Consider the following 15,562-nt stretch of genomic DNA (forward strand, 5'->3'; position numbering starts at 1 on the left):
CGGGTGCTGACGCCGATGTGAAATCCGCAACTGTGAATGGCTTGAGTTCGCCCTGACTGGTTCGTGTGCGCCTTCCTACGATTCGATCGCCTCGCGCCTTCACAGGATCCCCACTGTTTTCTCAAAGGGTTCTTCGGGTCCTTGGTCGGTCGGGGCGCGCCACCCCCCACTCACAGAACCGGAGAGACCATGCCTGGTGGACTCCTCATGAGCGGCGCGGTTGCCGCTCTGCTCACCACCGCGATACCCGCGCACACCCCGTCGGGCGGGTTCGACGACCCGCCCCCGGACAAGATCATCATCAAGGTCGCCACGGTGAACGGCTCCGGCTGCCCTCAGGGCACCACCGCGGTCGCCGTGTCCCCGGACAACACGGCCTTCACGGTCACCTACAGCGCCTACCTCGCCAAGGCGGGCGGCGGCTCCGACCCCACGGCCTTCCGCAAGAACTGCCAGCTCAACCTGATCGTCCATGTCCCGCAGGGCTTCACCTACGCCATCGCCAGCGCCGACTACCGGGGCTTCGCCTCGCTCCAGTCCGGAGCCAGCGGCACCCAGAAAGCCTCGTACTACTTCCAGGGCTCCCCGAACACGGCGCAGAGGACCCATCCCTTCAGCGGCCCCATCGACGACAACTGGCAGGCCACGGACTCCACCGACTGGGCCCAACTGGTCTGGGCCCCCTGCGGAGTCGAGCGCAACTTCAACATCAACACGGAGCTGCGGGTGGCCGCCGGCTCCACCTCCCCCGACAAGGTCAGCTTCATGACGATGGACTCGACGGACGGGGACATCAGCACGGTGTACCACCTGGCGTGGAAGGAGTGCCCCAGCCACTGACATGCGCGAATGACATGCGCGAATGACATGCGCGAAGGGGTGGCCCGCGTCAGTGCGGGCCACCCCTGTGTGGGGGGAGAGGGTGGTCAGCTCTCGTCGACGCCCAGCGTCAGCGTGCCGGTGTAGCCGGACGAGGTCGAACTGCCCAGGGCGGTGAGGGTCAGGAGGCCGGATGCGGCGCCTCCGCCGTCGTAGATCGAGTCCTGGGAGAGGGTGGTGCGGGTGACCGTGTTCGTCGAGTACGGCGAGATCGCGGCCACCTTGGTGGTGACGGTCTCGGCGAAGAAGAGCTGGCCCGTGTGGAGTTCCGTGCCGCCGGTGAACGAGCCGTCGGAGGTCAGGGTGACGCCCGTGTGCACCTTGACGTGGATGTGGATGCAGCGGCCGCGGTACCAGCCGGGGTAGATCGTGGTGATGTTGGCGACGCCCGAGGAGTTCGTCAGTACGCCGCCGCGCAGGAAGGTCCCGTCGTCCGACTCGTTGTGGCCGTTGCTGCCGACGTAGCCGGAGTACTCGCCGAGCGCGTCGGCGTGCCAGATCTCCACCAGGGCCTTCGGGATGACGGTGCAGGCGGAGTTCACGACGGTGAGGGCGAGCTTGAGGGGGATGCCCGGCTTGCTCTCCGTGATGTCGGAGCGGACGAGCGCCCCGTCGAGGTAGTAGGGGCCTTCGGTCATCTCCTTGGTGAGGGTGCAGACCGCTGCCGCGGCGACGGGGGCGGTGTCGGCCGTGTTCACGGTGGTGGGGGCGTCGTGCGCGGTGGCGGCGACGGCGAGCGTTGCGGCCGTGGCGCCCGTGGCGATGAGTACGGCTCTGCGCCCGATGACGGGCTCGGCCGGTTCTGAAGTGTCTGTCATGGACACGGCACGGTAGGGAGGGCTGCTGTTCATGAGCTGTCAGTTTGGCAAAGTGACGGGTCGTCAAGTTTCTTGCCGGTCACGTCGGCGCGGCGGATTCGATCCAGTTCGAAGGGGCGTGCGTGCAGGGTCGCCCCGGCGGCAGGGTGGTCCTCGTTCGTGCAAGCAACGGGGAAAGGACGAACACCATGACCATCCGCAAGAGCCGTATCGCCCTCGGGCTGGCCGCACTCGTCGGCAGCGCCGCCATGCTCGGCGGCGTGACCGCGCCCGCGCAGGCGGCGCCCGCCTCGGGGGACCCGGCGACCTGTCCTCGCCCGTCCGCGACCAGGTCAGCTCCGTCGAGGAGTGCTGAGACGATTTCTGCTCGACATGGCCATGGCCGGTTCCGAGGATCGGAACCGGCCATGGAACGGGTGGGCGTCAGTGGCCCAGCACGCAGGGGTGCAAGGTCTTGATGAAGTAGTCGTTGTCGCCGTTCCGGTGGATCGTCGCGGCCAGATCCACGTTCTCGCAGATCTTGCCCGTCTGCTCGTCGATCAGGAAGTGGTGGGACAGGGTGGCGTGGTACCCGGTGTTGTGCTGAATGGACAGCGAGGTGTTGTTGTCGGTCGTGGTCCGCCCCGCTCGCTGCTTGTTGCCGCAGCTGCGTGTGTACCCGACCCCGCCGAACCAGCCGGTGCCCGCCGAGAGCTGCCAGTTGTTGGAGCAGCTGTAGTTGTACCAGACCTGGCTCTGGGTGATCTTGCTGAGCTTGACGGCGTGGCTGTTCCGGCCGCAGTTGTTCCAGCTCTGGACATACATCGTCGGCTTGTCGAGCTGAACCTTGTGGACCTGGATCTCGTCGTAGCCGCCGGTCACCACCCTGCTGTAGAAGCGGATGGTCCCGTGTGCGTCGACCAGGATGCACACCCCGAGAGGCGAGGTCGCGGTGTAGTAGACCTCGTAGGGGTGGCTGTGCCACTTGAAGTCGGCGGCCTGCGCGGGTGCGGACAGCCCGGCGACCATCGCTATCGCCGCGATGAAGGGAAGAATGATCTTCTTGAGCATGTACGGAACTTTACGGAAAGCGCTTCCCAACTTCCCTGATATTGCCTCCAGTTGACCTGGGGAGAGTGAAGAAAGAGTGGAGCCCCCGGGCTGAGGGTCGGCTGTGTACGCGCCACCCCATGAACTCTGAGGATGGCAAGCGGCGCCGGACCGCCCAGCATGTGGAACATGGCGGTACGCATTCACTTCACCGACGACGACCTCGCCCGGATCCGGCTGGCACAGGCCCCCGACCCCATGTGGGAAGCGCTGCTCAGCATGCACATGCTGCAGGAGAGGGATACCGCGTCCCTCGTCTTCGGCAGCTGGCGTCATACGGTACGCCGCCAACTGCCCGCCCCCGTCGGCGAGTTGCTCCGTCTCGCGCCACCCGTCGGCTACTCGGCGGACTTCCTCACCCCGGCCGCCGGTACGGACGGACTAGATGCCGGTATCGGCGCCCTGCTGTCCACCCCGCGGCAGCGGCTCGGGCGCGATCTGGCCGAACTGGCCCTCGGTGGCCGCCCGTTGCCCTCCTGGGCTCGGCTCCTAGCTGACGGTGACATGGGCGCCGTCACCTACCTCGGGCGCTTGTACCGGCACTACTTCGCGACCGCGCTGGCCCCCTGGTGGAGCCGCGTCCGCGCCCGCTTCGACGCCGAACGCGCCGCGCACACCCGCCACTTGGCCGAGGGCGGCCTCGGCGGACTGCTCAACACCCTGCATCCTGGGCTCGTCTGGCGGCGACCGGTCCTGGAGGTCAGGGGTCTGGGTGTCGACCGTGACGTCCACCTCGAAGGGCGCGGGCTCCTCGTACTCCCGTCGTACTTCTGCTGGCGCAGGCCGACGTTGCTCAAGGACCCGACGCTGCCGTGCGTCGTCGTCTATCCCATGGTGCACGAGGGCGCGTTGAGCACGGCTCCGGGGCTACGTTCCCTGGACGCGCTCCTCGGCCGCACCCGCGCCGAGATCCTCGAATCGGTGGCCGGTCGCGGCGTGACGACGACCGAACTCGCGCAGGACACGGGCGTCGCCATGGCCACCGTCAGCCACCACGTCGGCATCCTGAGGAAGGCGGGGCTACTCAGCACGTGCCGGGCGGGGCGGGTCGTGCTGCATACGGTTACGCCGTTGGGGCTTGCCCTGCTGGACGGGCGGTGAGGTGGGTGAGGAAGCCTTCCCAGGCGGGGGAGGAGAGGGTGAGGCGGGGGCCCTGCTTGTTCTTGGAGTCGCGGATGTGGATGGTGGTGGGGCAGGTGGCCACCTCTACGCAGTCGCCGGATGCGCTGCTGCTGTAGCTGGACTTGTGCCAGGCGAGGGCCACTTCTACGCAGTCCCCGTCGCCGCTGCTGCTGTAGCTGCTCTTGAACCAGGCCAGTTCGGACGTGCTCATAGCGCTCCTCGCATCCGCTCCAACAGGCTCACGGAGTCTTCGAGGGTGAGAGCCTGCGAACGCATCCTGGCATACCGCCTCTGGAGCACGCTGATCTCTTTTGAGTCGGCGACGAACATGCCCCCGCGCTGGCCCTCGCAATAGGCGAACCACTTGTTCTCCGGAGTCTCCAGCAACTGCATGGGGCCCGCCAGACCTGCATGGGCCTCTTGCACCAACGGCATGATCTGGATCTCGACGTTCCGCAGCGCGGCGATCTCCAGTACGTGATCGATGAGTTCGCGTGTGACTTCCACGCCTCCCGTATGCCGAAGGAACAGTTGCTCTTCGAGGATGAAGCTGAACGTCGTGTTCGGCAGTTCCCGCAGCAGTCGTTGCCGTTCCGCTCGTGCCGTCCACTGTGCCTCGACCTGCTCGTCGGTCAGGGGCGGCAACTGGTTGGTGAACAGCGTCTGCGCGTAAGCCGCCGTCTGCAATAGGCCCGGAACCAACCGGCATTCGTACGTGTACAGCGTGATCGCGGTCGCCTCCAGTCGCGCCCACTGCCGAAACCATGCCGCCAGTCCGGGCTGCCGAGCCAGACACGGCGCGGCCTTCCGTAGCGCACCCGTGTTTCCGAGTACCTTCTCCGCTCGCTCCGCGAAGTCCGGATCCGGCATGCGCCGCCCCTGCTCGATCGATGCCACCGTGTGTTTGGAGAGCCCCACGAGGTCCCCGAACTCCTCCCGGCTCAACCCCTTGTGCTCCCGCAAGGCCTGGACGACAGCCCCGAACGTCCGCAGACTGTCGGAGGACTCCGGCTCGCCACCCGTTCCCACCGCACCATCGACCACCATTGGTCACCTCCCGCGCCCATGGTCACGGCCGGTGACGGGTACTGTCCAGCCCGTTACCGCGTACGCTCCCGCAGCGTACGCGCCGTCCACCTGGTGAACTGCCGTCCCCACCCGCCAAATTGGGCCTATGACAGGCCTCCCCACCCCCCAACCCCCGGTCACCGTACGTGCGTTCGCTCAACGTCTGACCGCCACCCCCCGCGCCGCCCGCCTCGCCCGGCACCTCGCCGTGAACCAGCTGCACGCCTGGGGCATCCCGCACGGCAGTGACCCCTCCGACACCGTCGCGCTGATCGTCGCCGAGCTCGCCGCCAACGCCGTCACGCACGGCCGTGTCCCCGGGCGGGACTTCGAGCTGCGGCTCTCGCTCGTCACGGGCAGCGTCCGTATCGAGGTCACGGACACACGCGCCGAACGGCACCCGCACGTCCTGCCGCCGCCCGCGCACCTCCTCGCCGAGACCGGCCGCGGACTGCTTCTCGTGGACGCGCTCGCCGACCGTTGGGAGGTGCTGGACCGCCAGCCGCCGCCAGGCAAGACCGTCCGGGCGGAGGTCGATCTGCCGGGATGGCTGTCACTTTCGAAAAGCCGCGCGGGTCATTGACGCGCAAGGGGTTCGATTCTACGGTCCGCCCGAAGCTCTGATCGGCGATCGGTATTCGAACAAATCGGACCGAACCCCCACTCAAGGAGCGTCAGCGTGAGCCCCACCTCCCGCACCTCCCGTATCTCCCGCACTCTGCGCAAGAGAACCGCTCTGCTCGCCGTCCCCGCCGCCGTGCTGCTGGCCCTGGTCCCCGGCACGGCGTCGGCGTACCCCAACCCCGGGACGGTCACGGGCGACGTCGTAGTCCACGACCCGACGATGATCCGCACCTCCGCCGGCCGCTACCTGCTCTACTCCACGGGTGGCGGCCTGGCCTACAGGACCTCCACCGACCGGACCGCGTTCACGGCGGGCAGCGACGCCTTCTCCGCCAAGCCGGGCTGGTGGTCGTCGTACGCCACGGAGGCCTGGGCGCCCGACGTCTCGTACCACGGCGGCAAGTTCCTGATGTACTACGCGGTTTCGACCTTCGGCTCCAACAGGTCGGCGATCGGGCTTGCCGGTTCGTCGACCGGTCTGCCGGGCTCCTGGGCGGACTACGGCACCGTCTACACCTCCACCACCTCAAGCGACTACAACGCCATCGACCCGAACCTGTTCGTGGACGACGACGGCAAGTGGTGGCTGTCGTTCGGGAGTTGGTGGACCGGGATCAAGATGATCCAGATCGACCCGAGCAGCGGCAAGCAGCTCGCCTCCGACGCCACCCGGTACTCCATTGCCTCCCGCCCGACGGGCACGAAGGCGATCGAGGCGCCGTACATCGTCAAGCGGAACGGCTACTACTACCTCTTCGCCTCGTACGACGTCTGCTGCCAGGGCACCAGCTCGACGTACAAGGTGAAGGTCGGGCGGGCCGCCGGCGTCACCGGGCCGTACTACGACAAGAGCGGCGTCGCGATGATGAGCAACGGCGGGACGCCGGTGCTGGAATCCCACGGCAGCATCATCGGGCCCGGCGGGCAGTCGATCATGAACGACTCCGACGGCGACCTGATCGTCTACCACTATTACGACGGCAACGACAACGGCACACCCAAGCTGGGCATCAACTTGCTGAGCTGGAGCACGGGTTGGCCTGTGGCGTACTAGACCGTCCCGGCGTATCCACCCATCCGGGGTAATCCATCTGTTTTATGTACCTTCCGTGAAGATCCGGGTGATATGAAACCCCTTGGCCGAGAGCACAACTTCAGAGGCGGGCATGGGGAAACGATTCGACCCGGGGGCACAGGTCGGGGTGGTGATCGTCGGGGCGGGCCCGGCGGGGCTGGTTCTGGGCAATCTGCTGCTCGACCGGGGTGTCGACTGCGTGATCCTGGAACGGCGCGGACGCGAGGCGGTGGAAGGGCGGGCCAGGGCAGGTTTCCTGGCCGCCCACTCCGTACGGGTGCTGACCGAGAACGGCCTGGGCGCCGGAGTGCAGGCCCGGGGCCGGGCGCACGGGACCTGTCTGTTCCGCGGCGACCGCGGGGAGTTCACCCTGGACTACGGGCGGCTGGGGCGTGGCGAGGAGCACACCGTCTACCCGCAGCAGGAGCTGGTACGGGACCTGGTGGCCGAGTATCTGCGGCGCGGCGGCGAGCTCCGGTTCGAGGCCGAGGCCGAGGAGATCTCCGGGGGCCGGGTGCGGGTGCGCGGCGGCGAAGAGGTGACGGGGCGGTACGTCGCAGGCTGCGACGGGCCCCGGGGTGTCGCCCGCCGCGCCCTTGCGGCACGCGGGACGCGAACGGCCCGCTGGGACCACGGAGTCTCCTGGCTGGCGGTGCTGGTCGCGGCCCCGCCGAGCCTCGCGGCCGTCGGATACGCCCTGCACGAGCGGGGGTTCGCGGGACATATGGCGCGTACGGAGTCGGTGACCCGGTACTACCTGCAGTGCCCGCGCAGAACCGATCCGTCCGCCTGGAGCGAGGAACGGATCTGGGCCGAGCTGGCGACGCGGATGCGCACCGCCGAGTTCGGACCCTTGCACGAGGGCGCCGTACTGGAAAGGGCAGTCGTCGACCTGCGCTCCGACGTGCTGGACACCCCCGGCGCCGGACGGTTGTGGCTGGCCGGTGACGCCGCCGGGCTCATCAGCCCGTCGGCCGCCAAGGGCGCCAACCTCGCCGTCCTCCAGGCCGAGTTGCTCGCCCGGGCCCTCGACGGGGCGCTGGCACGCGGGGACGAGCGGGACCTCGCCCGGTACGCCGCGGACTGCCTGCCCCGAGTCTGGCGGGCCCATGAGTTCTCGCACTGGATGAGCGGCCTGCTGCACGGCCCGGCCGAAGACGACGGAGCCGAAGCCCGGTACGGCCGGGCCCTCCAGTACGCCCGGCTGGAGAGCCTGCGCACCTCCCGCTCGCACCAGGACTTCTTCGCCGAGAACTACACCGGCATCTGAGCCACGGCTTCTGAGCCCAGGACCTCTCAGCCCACGACCTTTGGGAACCCCCACATGAACCTCCCCGTCGTACAAGCACGCCTGACCGAGGCCGACCTGGAACGGATCCGGGGTGCGGTCGCCCACGTCCGTGCGCACGACACGGACCAGGTCCTGGCCGACCTGCTACCCGACCTGACCGCCGAGGAACGGGCCGACGTCTCCCGCCACCTGGTGTTCGACCACACCGCCGTGCTCGTCTTCCCCGACTCCCTCGACGGGCTGTGCGAGGAACTGCGCCGGTGCGGGCTGGAGCCGGGTGACGTCACGCCGAGTGTGGTGGTGCGGGGACGGCTGGCCCGGCGCTACGGCGCGCTCATGGGCGAGACCCCGGTCGGCATCGTGCACGCACCCGTCGACGGACGGAGCGTGGAGATCTTCGCCCTGCCCGTGCCGCCGCACTCCCCGCTCCAGGCCGTCGCCGCCGACGAACGCGCCGCCGAGCACGAGGCACACCACGCCTTCGCCCTGGCCTCGCCGGGCGTGGTGGCACCGGCCGGGCTGCGGACGCTGCTCCAGGAGCGGGCCGGCGCGATGCCGGACGGCGGCGGCTACAACGGCCACGAGGACGTCACCGTCCTCTACTTCCGCACCCGACACCACCGTCGCTTCGAACTGCGTCTCCCGGGCCGCCACGAGCCCCTGCCGGACCCCACGCTCTCGCTGCTCGGCGTCATGACGGGCGCCTGGGCCACCCAAGCGATCCGGACGATGGCCGAGTTGGCGATCGCCGACCACCTCGCCGACCACCCCGGCCTGGGCACCGCCGCCCTCGCGGACCTCACCGGTACCGACCCGGACGCACTGCGCCGCCTGCTGCGCTATCTGACCACCCTGGGCCTGCTGACCTCGGCCGAGGACACCTACCACCTCACCGCCCTCGGCCAACCCCTGCGCACCGGCACCGACTTCTCCCTCCACCCGCTCGCGCTGCTGTACGGCGGCCCGTTCTACGACTCGTTCGCGGGCCTGACGCACTCCGTACGCACCGGGCAGGAAGCTTTCGCCCACCGCTACGGGCAGCACCACTTCACCTACTTCGCCGAACGCCCCGAGCTCGGCACGCTCTTCCATCGGTCGATGGCCGCCAGCGCGGAGATGTTCAAGCCGGTGCCCGCACTGGTCGACTTCTCCGGCGTACGGCGAGTGGTCGACGTCGGCGGCGGCAACGGCGCCCTGCTCGCCCGGCTGCTCCGGGCACACGACCACCTGGAGGGCGTACTGCTGGAGCGCCCGGAGGCCCTGGAGGCGGCCCGCACGGAACTGACCGCGCTGGACCTGGCCGAGCGCTGCACCTTCGTCACCGGGGACTTCACGGAGGCGGTACCGGACGGAGGCGACGTCTACCTGCTCTCCCGAGTCCTCCACGACTGGGACGACGACCGCTGCCTGACCATCCTCCGCCGCTGCGCGGAGGCCATGCGCCCCGGCGCCCAACTCCTCGTGGTGGAACGCCTGTTGCCCCAGCACACGGCAGTGGCCTGGGACGTCCACATGCTCTGCAACGTAGGCGGCAGGGAACGAGACGAACCCCACTACCGCCAACTACTGAAGAAGGCAGGCTTTGCGGTCGGGGAATGCCATGGGCTACCCCTGGGGGCGTCACTGATCCACGCCGTGAGGGCAACACCCTGCTTCTAGGGGCGCGGGGAACTGCGCGATCAGCCACAACGCACCCGCACCCGGAAACGCACCGCACCCCTACGACGATTAGCCGGCTTGTCCCATCCCAGCAGCGTTGGGCCAGCTCTGGGCGTTGGGCCACCCGGTCGCCGGGGCCGGAGTCAGCCCTGGCCCGGTGGTGCCCCGTACCTGCGCGGCTGTGAGACCCCCGCGGGCCGGGACGCCGGGTGGCGTCGGGCCGGGCGCCGGCATGGGAGCCGGTACGGGCTGCATCGGCGCCTGGGCCGCCGCCGGCATCGGCTGCGGGAACTCCTGAGGCGCCACAGGCATGGGCACAGGCATGGGCTGCGGAACCGGAACCTGCTGAGGCGCCGCCGGCATGGGCATGGGCATGCCGGTGCCGGCGGCCGGGGCGGCTGCGAGCCCCGGATATCCGCCGCCGGCACCGACGGCCTGAGCGGCAAGGCCTTGCATGCCCGCCCCGTTGGTCGCACCGACCAGTCGGTCCACGGCCGCCGTACCCGAGCTGTAGCTGGTCCCGGTGCCCAGCTCGGGTACGGCGGCTCCCCTCCTGGTCCCGTAGAGCACCTGTTCCAGGCCGGACACCAGGCGACGCACATCCACCTGGGGGCGCACCACGAGTCGCAGGAAGCGGCTGGACGAACCGATCTTGTTGCCGCACTCGCGGACCAGGATCCGGTGCTCGGTGAGCATGCGGTCCCGGACCACGGTGCCTTCGGCGCCCACGGGGAGGCGCACGAAGAGGAAATTGCCCTGGGAGGGGTAGACGGTGAGACCGGGGAGCGCCGAGAGCTGGCTCGCCATGTCCAGGCGGTCACGGCGCACCTGGTGGAGGCTCTGCGCATACTCGGCGCCGTGCTCCTTCAGCATGAACACGACGTACTCGGCGAAGGCGTTGAGGTTCCACTTGGGGAGCATGGAGCGGATCCGGCCCGCGAGCGCAGGGTTGGCGACCAGGTAGCCGAAACGTATGCCGTGCAGGCCGAAGTTCTTGCCGAGGCTGCGCAGCACGACGACGTTCGGGCGGATCATCGCCTCCTGCACCACGGACGGTTCGGCCTCGGCGTCGGCGAATTCGAGGAACGACTCGTCGATGACGACCAGGTCCAGGTCGGCCATGGCGTCCATGAACTGCACCAGCGCCTGCTTGTGCAGAAAGCCTCCGTCGGGGTTGTTCGGGTTGCAGATGACGGCGACCCGGGTGCCCCGGGCCCGGATGAACTCGGCGTACTTGGCGAGGTCCAGGGCGAAGCCGCTGGACTCCTGCAGGGGGAACATGTCGACCCGCTTGCCGGTCTCCATCGGCTGGTCGGTCCAGCGGCCGAAGGTGGGGACGGGGATGGCGAGGGACTCGCGGACCATCAGGTGGTCGATCCAGGTGATCAGTTCGGTCGAGCCGTTGCCCATCGCCACGCACTGCGGCGGCAGCTGGAGCAGGCTGCACAGCTCGGCCGTGATCGTGTCGGCGCTGCTCGGGTAGTACGTGACGATGTCGCGGAGGCGGGTCGCCATCTCCTCGAACATCGCCGGGGTGGGGAAGTACGGATTGCAGGGAATGCAGAAGTCCACGGGCCCGGTCCCGTCGCCGCCCTCACGCGTCAACGCCGCCATCGACGGGCTGTGTGCCGCGTTGCTGCGGAACAGCGAGGTGACGTTGTCGGGCATGGAACCTCCGTATGAGGCGGGCCCGGCAGGGACGACCGGGCCCGTCGTGTTTGGGTGGCCCGCGCGGGGGAGCACGGGCCGCCCTTAGATACGGAGGCTGGAGTGGCGTTGTTCAACGCATGTGAAGAAGAGGTGAGTCAGCGCCCCTTCAGGGGCGCGGGGAACTGCGCGACCAGCCACAACGGACCCGCAGTTCCCCACGACCTCAAGAGCCCACCGTCACGCGGTGAACGTGTGCACCGTACGGGTCCGGTACGTCTGCCCCGGCCGCAGCACCGTGGACGGGAAGTTCGCATGGTTCGGCGAGTCCGGGAAGTGCTGCGTCTCCAGGCACAGGGCGTCACCCTGGCGGTAGGTGCGGCCGCCCGTCCCCGTCAGCGTGCCGTCGAGGAAGTTGCCGGAGTAGAACTGCAGGCCCGGCTGGTCGGTGGCGATCTTCAGGGTGCGGCCGGAGCGCGGGTCGCGCAGGGTCGCGACGTGCTCGGGCTTGGACGTGATGCCCTTGTCCAGGACCCAGTTGTGGTCGTAGCCCTTGGCCTGCACCTGCTGGACATGGGCGGCGCGGATGTCGCGGCCGATCGGCTTGGTCTTGCGGAAGTCGAAGGGGGTGCCGTGCACCGTCGCCAGTTCGCCCGTGGGGATCAGGCCCGTGTCGGTGGGCGTGTAGCGGCCGGCGGCGATCGTGAGCTCGTGGTCCTCGATCGTGCCGCTGCCCTCGCCGGCCAGGTTCCAGTAGACATGGCTGGTGAGGTTGACGACCGTGGCCTTGTCGGTGGTGGCCTCGTAGTCGATGATCCAGGCGCCGTGCCTGGTGAGCGTGTACGTCACCTTGGCCTTCAGGGTGCCGGGGTAGCCCATCTCGCCGTCGATGCTGGTGTAGTGCAGGACCAGGCCGACGTCGGAGCCCTTGGCGAACGGCTCGACGTCCCAGATGTGCTTGTCGAAGCCCTGCTTGCCGCCGTGCAGGCTGTTGACGCCGTCGTTCACGGACAGCTGGTAGCTCTTGCCGTCCAGGGTGAACTGGCCCTTGGCTATGCGGTTGCCGTAGCGGCCGATGAGGGCGCCGAAGTACGGGGTCTTGGCGACGTAGTCGTCGATGTTGTCGAAGCCCAGGGAGACGTTGGTGTAGCGGCCGTGCCGGTCCGGGATCTCCAGGCCCTGGACGACACCGCCCCAGTTCAGGACCTTCAGCCGGGTGCCGCCGTTCTCCAGCGACCAGCGGTAGATCTTCGTACCGTCAGCGAGCTTGCCGAAGAGCTCCTTCACCGGCTTCCTGCCTCCCGAGGCGGACGGGGCGGCCTGAGCGGAGCCCGTGCCGAGGGTGGTCGCGGCGATGCCCGCGGCCGCGGCTCCTGCTCCTGCGATGACTGTGCGTCTGTTCAGTTCCATGTTGTGCGGCTCCCATAAAGGGTGGGGCCCCGCCTTTCGGACGGGGCCCAGCTGGACTTACGAACCTGACTTGCGCTTGTTCCACACGTCGAAGCCGACCGCGGCCAACAGGGCCAGGCCCTTGATGACCTGCTGCCAGTCGGTGCCGACGCTGAGGAGGTTCATGCCGTTGTTCAGCACACCGAGGACGAGACCACCGATGATCGCACCGAGGACGGTACCCACACCGCCGCTCATGGACGCACCACCGATGAACGACGAGGCAATCGCCTCGAGTTCGAAGTTCAGGCCCGCCTTCGGTGAGGCCGCGTTCAGACGGGCTGCGACCACCAGACCCGCCAGGGCCGCGAGCACGCCCATGTTCAGGAAGACAAGGAAGGTGACCTTCTTGTCCTTGACGCCGGACAGCTTGGCCGCCGGCAGGTTGCCGCCGATCGCGTAGATGTGCCGGCCGAAGACCGCGTTGCGCATGACGTAGCCGTAACCGACCACCAGCACACCGAGGACGATCAGGATGACCGGGGCGCCCTGGTAGCTGGCGAGCAGCATCGTCACCGCGATGACCGCCGCGGCGATGGCGGTCAGCTTCAGCAGGAAGGCGTTGCGCGGCAGCACGTCCAGCGAGAACTCCTGCTCGCGCTTGCGGGCGCGGACCTCCTGGAAGAGCACCGAGGCCAGCAGGACGAGGCCCAGCAGCAGCGTGAGGTTGTGGTAGTTGGTGTTCGGGCCGACCGCCGGCAGGAAGCCGTTGCCGAGCTTCTGCAGGCCGTTCGGGAACGGGCCGAGGGTCTGGCCCTGGAGCAGGATCTCCGTCAGACCGCGGAAGAGCAGCATGCCCGCCAAGGTCACGATGAAGGACGGTATGCCGAGATACGCGATCAGGAAGCCCTGCACCGAGCCGGCCACCGCGCCCATCAGCAGGCACAGCACCAACGCGAGCGGCCACGCCATATGGTGATTGACCATCAGTACGGCCGAGAACGCGCCGACGAACGCCGTGAGCGAGCCGACCGACAGGTCGATGTGCCCGGCGATGATCACCAGCATCATGCCGATGGCGAGGATCAGGATGTAGCTGTTCTGCAGTACCAGGTTGGAGACGTTGCGCGGAAGCAGCAGTTTGCCGTCGGTCCAGACCTGGAAGAGGACGACGATCAGGCCCAGCGCGAGCAGCATGCCGTGCTGCCGCATGTTGCGGCGCAGGCCGCCCAGGATCAGCTGCAGCAGGTTGCCGTCGGCGGCGGGGCCTCCGCTCTTGCCGGGCGGCGCCGAGGCCGGGACCTTGTCCGTCACATCCGTGCTCATCGGGTTACCTCTTTGTCCTTCGTCATCTGGCGCATCAGCACTTCCTGCGTGGCCTCGCCCCGCGGGACCTCACCCGTGAGCCGCCCGGCGGCCATGGTGTAGATGCGGTCGCACATTCCGAGCAGCTCCGGCAGCTCGGAGGAGATGAAGACGACCGCCTTGCCCTCGGCGGCCAGCTGGTCGATGACCGTGTAGATCTCGTACTTGGCGCCCACGTCGATACCGCGCGTCGGCTCGTCCAGGATCAGCACCTCGGGACCCGCGAAGATCCACTTGCTGAGGACGACCTTCTGCTGGTTGCCGCCGGACAGCTTGCCCACCGGCTCGAAGACGGTCGGCGCCTTGATGTTCATGGACTTGCGGAAGCGCTCGGCGACCTTGCGCTCCTCGTGCTCGTCGACCACACCGCGCTTCGCGACCTTGTCCAGCGCGGTCAGCGAGATATTGCGGTTGATGGTGTCGATGAGGTTGAGGCCGTAGTGCTTGCGGTCCTCGGTGACATAGGCGATGCCGTGGTCGACCGCCTCCGAGACGGTCTTGGTGCGGATCTCCTTGCCGTCCTTGAGGACCGTGCCGCCCGCGTGCCGGCCGTAGGTGCGCCCGAAGACGCTCATGGCCAGCTCCGTGCGGCCCGCGCCCATCAGGCCCGCGATGCCGACGATCTCCCCGCGCCGCACATGGATCGACACATCGTCGACGACCTTGCGCTGCTGGTCGATGGGGTGGTGCACGGTCCAGTTGCGGATCTCCAGCGCGGGCGCCGCGTCCACCTCGCCCTCGTACGACGTGCGTTCGGGGAAGCGGTGGTCGAGGTCGCGGCCGACCATGCCGGAGATGATGCGGTCCTCGGTGGTCTCCGGCGCCTTCACGTCCAGCGTCTCGATGGTCTTGCCGTCGCGGATGATCGTCACCGAGTCGGCGACCCGACGGATCTCGTTCATCTTGTGGGAGATGATGATCGAGGTGATGCCCTGCTTCTTCAACTCCAGGATGAGATCGAGGAGTTTGCCGCTGTCCTCGTCGTTCAGAGCCGCGGTCGGCTCGTCGAGGATGAGCAGCTTCACCTTCTTGGACAGCGCCTTGGCGATCTCGACCAGCTGTTGCTTGCCCACGCCGATGTCGGCGATCCGGGTCTCCGGGTGGTCGGTCAGACCGACCCGGCGCAGCAGCTCGGTGGCGTGCTTCAGCGTCTCGTTCCAGTTGATGAACCCGCCCGAGGCGTGTTCGTTGCCGAGGAAGATGTTCTCCGCGATCGACAGGAACGGCACCAGCGCCAGCTCCTGATGGATGATCACAATGCCGTGCTGCTCGCTCGCCCGGATGTCCTTGAACTCGACGGTCTCACCCTCGAAGAGGATGTCGCCCTCGTACGTACCGTGCGGATGGACGCCGGAGAGCACCTTCATCAAGGTGGACTTCCCGGCGCCGTTCTCACCGCAGATGGCATGGACCTCGCCCTGACGAACGGTCAGCGTGACGTCCGACAGCGCTTTGACCCCGGGAAAGGTCTTGACGATCGAGCGCATTTCCAGGACGGGTCCCGCCATGGTGTGCCCTTTCAATCCGTAGGAATGG

The 15,562-nt window shown here is 68.2% G+C and carries 14 protein-coding genes; 6 read left to right on the top strand and 8 right to left on the bottom strand.

Annotated elements, in window-relative coordinates:
* The first annotated feature begins 189 nt into the window (after positions 1–189).
* Positions 190–840 carry a DUF4360 domain-containing protein gene (locus P2Q00_RS25545; RefSeq protein WP_275775048.1) on the top strand — a complete coding sequence of 217 codons (651 nt, stop codon included), beginning with the start codon at positions 190–192 and terminating at the stop codon, positions 838–840.
* Between the two features lie 86 nt (positions 841–926).
* Here the strand turns inward: P2Q00_RS25545 and P2Q00_RS25550 are convergent, their stop codons facing one another.
* Together P2Q00_RS25550 and P2Q00_RS25555 are read right to left on the bottom strand one after the other, a co-directional pair.
* Positions 927–1,697 (bottom strand): intradiol ring-cleavage dioxygenase, encoded by a 771-nt coding sequence (locus tag P2Q00_RS25550; protein ID WP_275775049.1) that lies wholly within the window; start codon positions 1,695–1,697, stop codon positions 927–929.
* A 423-nt stretch (positions 1,698–2,120) separates the two neighbouring features.
* The gene (locus P2Q00_RS25555; protein WP_275775050.1) at positions 2,121–2,747 is read right to left on the bottom strand and encodes a hypothetical protein; all 627 of its coding nucleotides are present in this window, start codon (positions 2,745–2,747) and stop codon (positions 2,121–2,123) included.
* A 168-nt stretch (positions 2,748–2,915) separates the two neighbouring features.
* Here P2Q00_RS25555 and P2Q00_RS25560 point away from each other — a divergent pair, with 168 nt between their 5' ends.
* Positions 2,916–3,887, top strand: coding sequence for an ArsR/SmtB family transcription factor (locus P2Q00_RS25560; protein ID WP_275775051.1), 972 nt, complete (start codon positions 2,916–2,918; stop codon positions 3,885–3,887).
* On the opposite strand, the gene P2Q00_RS25565 is transcribed toward P2Q00_RS25560, so the two are convergent.
* On the bottom strand, positions 3,850–4,119 hold the full coding sequence (locus P2Q00_RS25565) for a DUF397 domain-containing protein (RefSeq protein WP_275775052.1): 270 nt from the start codon (positions 4,117–4,119) through the stop codon (positions 3,850–3,852). The two genes, P2Q00_RS25560 and P2Q00_RS25565, sit on opposite strands and share 38 nt — an antisense overlap.
* Complete coding sequence (locus P2Q00_RS25570; protein ID WP_275775053.1) at positions 4,116–4,955, bottom strand: helix-turn-helix domain-containing protein; 840 nt, start codon at positions 4,953–4,955, stop codon at positions 4,116–4,118. The genes P2Q00_RS25565 and P2Q00_RS25570 overlap by 4 nt, the downstream gene beginning before the upstream one ends.
* Before the next feature lie 127 nt (positions 4,956–5,082).
* Between P2Q00_RS25570 and P2Q00_RS25575 the strand changes: the two genes are divergently transcribed.
* From P2Q00_RS25575 to P2Q00_RS25590, 4 genes are all read left to right on the top strand, one after another.
* Positions 5,083–5,559, top strand: a complete 477-nt coding sequence (locus P2Q00_RS25575) for an ATP-binding protein (RefSeq protein ID WP_275775054.1) — start codon at positions 5,083–5,085, stop codon at positions 5,557–5,559.
* 123 nt (positions 5,560–5,682) lie between these two features.
* Positions 5,683–6,654 carry an arabinan endo-1,5-alpha-L-arabinosidase gene (locus tag P2Q00_RS25580; protein ID WP_275775195.1) on the top strand — a complete coding sequence of 324 codons (972 nt, stop codon included), beginning with the start codon at positions 5,683–5,685 and terminating at the stop codon, positions 6,652–6,654.
* A gap of 112 nt (positions 6,655–6,766) precedes the next feature.
* Positions 6,767–7,945: a 4-hydroxybenzoate 3-monooxygenase gene (locus P2Q00_RS25585; protein WP_275775055.1), complete on the top strand. Its 1,179-nt coding sequence runs from the start codon at positions 6,767–6,769 to the stop codon at positions 7,943–7,945.
* A gap of 54 nt (positions 7,946–7,999) precedes the next feature.
* Positions 8,000–9,625 carry a methyltransferase gene (locus tag P2Q00_RS25590; protein ID WP_275775056.1) on the top strand — a complete coding sequence of 542 codons (1,626 nt, stop codon included), beginning with the start codon at positions 8,000–8,002 and terminating at the stop codon, positions 9,623–9,625.
* Between the two features lie 69 nt (positions 9,626–9,694).
* On the opposite strand, the gene P2Q00_RS25595 is transcribed toward P2Q00_RS25590, so the two are convergent.
* The 4 genes from P2Q00_RS25595 to mmsA all read right to left on the bottom strand — a co-directional run bounded on the left by P2Q00_RS25595 (position 9,695) and on the right by mmsA (position 15,534).
* Positions 9,695–11,293, bottom strand: coding sequence for a pyridoxal phosphate-dependent aminotransferase (locus P2Q00_RS25595; RefSeq protein WP_275775057.1), 1,599 nt, complete (start codon positions 11,291–11,293; stop codon positions 9,695–9,697).
* Positions 11,294–11,512: 219 nt separating this feature from the next.
* On the bottom strand, positions 11,513–12,682 hold the full coding sequence (locus P2Q00_RS25600; protein WP_275775058.1) for an aldose epimerase family protein: 1,170 nt from the start codon (positions 12,680–12,682) through the stop codon (positions 11,513–11,515).
* Positions 12,683–12,739: 57 nt separating this feature from the next.
* Positions 12,740–13,987, bottom strand: a complete 1,248-nt coding sequence (gene mmsB, locus P2Q00_RS25605) for a multiple monosaccharide ABC transporter permease (protein ID WP_275775059.1) — start codon at positions 13,985–13,987, stop codon at positions 12,740–12,742.
* Positions 13,984–15,534 (bottom strand): multiple monosaccharide ABC transporter ATP-binding protein, encoded by a 1,551-nt coding sequence (gene mmsA, locus P2Q00_RS25610; RefSeq protein WP_275775060.1) that lies wholly within the window; start codon positions 15,532–15,534, stop codon positions 13,984–13,986. Before mmsA ends, mmsB begins: the two co-directional genes overlap by 4 nt.
* Positions 15,535–15,562: the final 28 nt, after the last annotated feature.

Source organism: Streptomyces coacervatus, from assembly GCF_029223485.1.
Taxonomy (GTDB): domain Bacteria; phylum Actinomycetota; class Actinomycetes; order Streptomycetales; family Streptomycetaceae; genus Streptomyces; species Streptomyces coacervatus.

Excerpts from the sequence above, each read along its gene's own strand:
- P2Q00_RS25545 (WP_275775048.1), top strand. The coding sequence starts at position 190 with ATGCCTGGTGGACTCCTCATGAGCGGCGCGGTTGCCGCTCTGCTCACC.
- P2Q00_RS25550 (WP_275775049.1), bottom strand. The coding sequence starts at position 1,697 with ATGACAGACACTTCAGAACCGGCCGAGCCCGTCATCGGGCGCAGAGCC.
- P2Q00_RS25555 (WP_275775050.1), bottom strand. The coding sequence starts at position 2,747 with ATGCTCAAGAAGATCATTCTTCCCTTCATCGCGGCGATAGCGATGGTC.
- P2Q00_RS25560 (WP_275775051.1), top strand. The coding sequence starts at position 2,916 with ATGGCGGTACGCATTCACTTCACCGACGACGACCTCGCCCGGATCCGG.
- P2Q00_RS25565 (WP_275775052.1), bottom strand. The coding sequence starts at position 4,119 with ATGAGCACGTCCGAACTGGCCTGGTTCAAGAGCAGCTACAGCAGCAGC.
- P2Q00_RS25570 (WP_275775053.1), bottom strand. The coding sequence starts at position 4,955 with ATGGTGGTCGATGGTGCGGTGGGAACGGGTGGCGAGCCGGAGTCCTCC.
- P2Q00_RS25575 (WP_275775054.1), top strand. The coding sequence starts at position 5,083 with ATGACAGGCCTCCCCACCCCCCAACCCCCGGTCACCGTACGTGCGTTC.
- P2Q00_RS25585 (WP_275775055.1), top strand. The coding sequence starts at position 6,767 with ATGGGGAAACGATTCGACCCGGGGGCACAGGTCGGGGTGGTGATCGTC.
- P2Q00_RS25590 (WP_275775056.1), top strand. The coding sequence starts at position 8,000 with ATGAACCTCCCCGTCGTACAAGCACGCCTGACCGAGGCCGACCTGGAA.
- P2Q00_RS25595 (WP_275775057.1), bottom strand. The coding sequence starts at position 11,293 with ATGCCCGACAACGTCACCTCGCTGTTCCGCAGCAACGCGGCACACAGC.
- P2Q00_RS25600 (WP_275775058.1), bottom strand. The coding sequence starts at position 12,682 with ATGGAACTGAACAGACGCACAGTCATCGCAGGAGCAGGAGCCGCGGCC.
- mmsB (WP_275775059.1), bottom strand. The coding sequence starts at position 13,987 with ATGAGCACGGATGTGACGGACAAGGTCCCGGCCTCGGCGCCGCCCGGC.
- mmsA (WP_275775060.1), bottom strand. The coding sequence starts at position 15,534 with ATGGCGGGACCCGTCCTGGAAATGCGCTCGATCGTCAAGACCTTTCCC.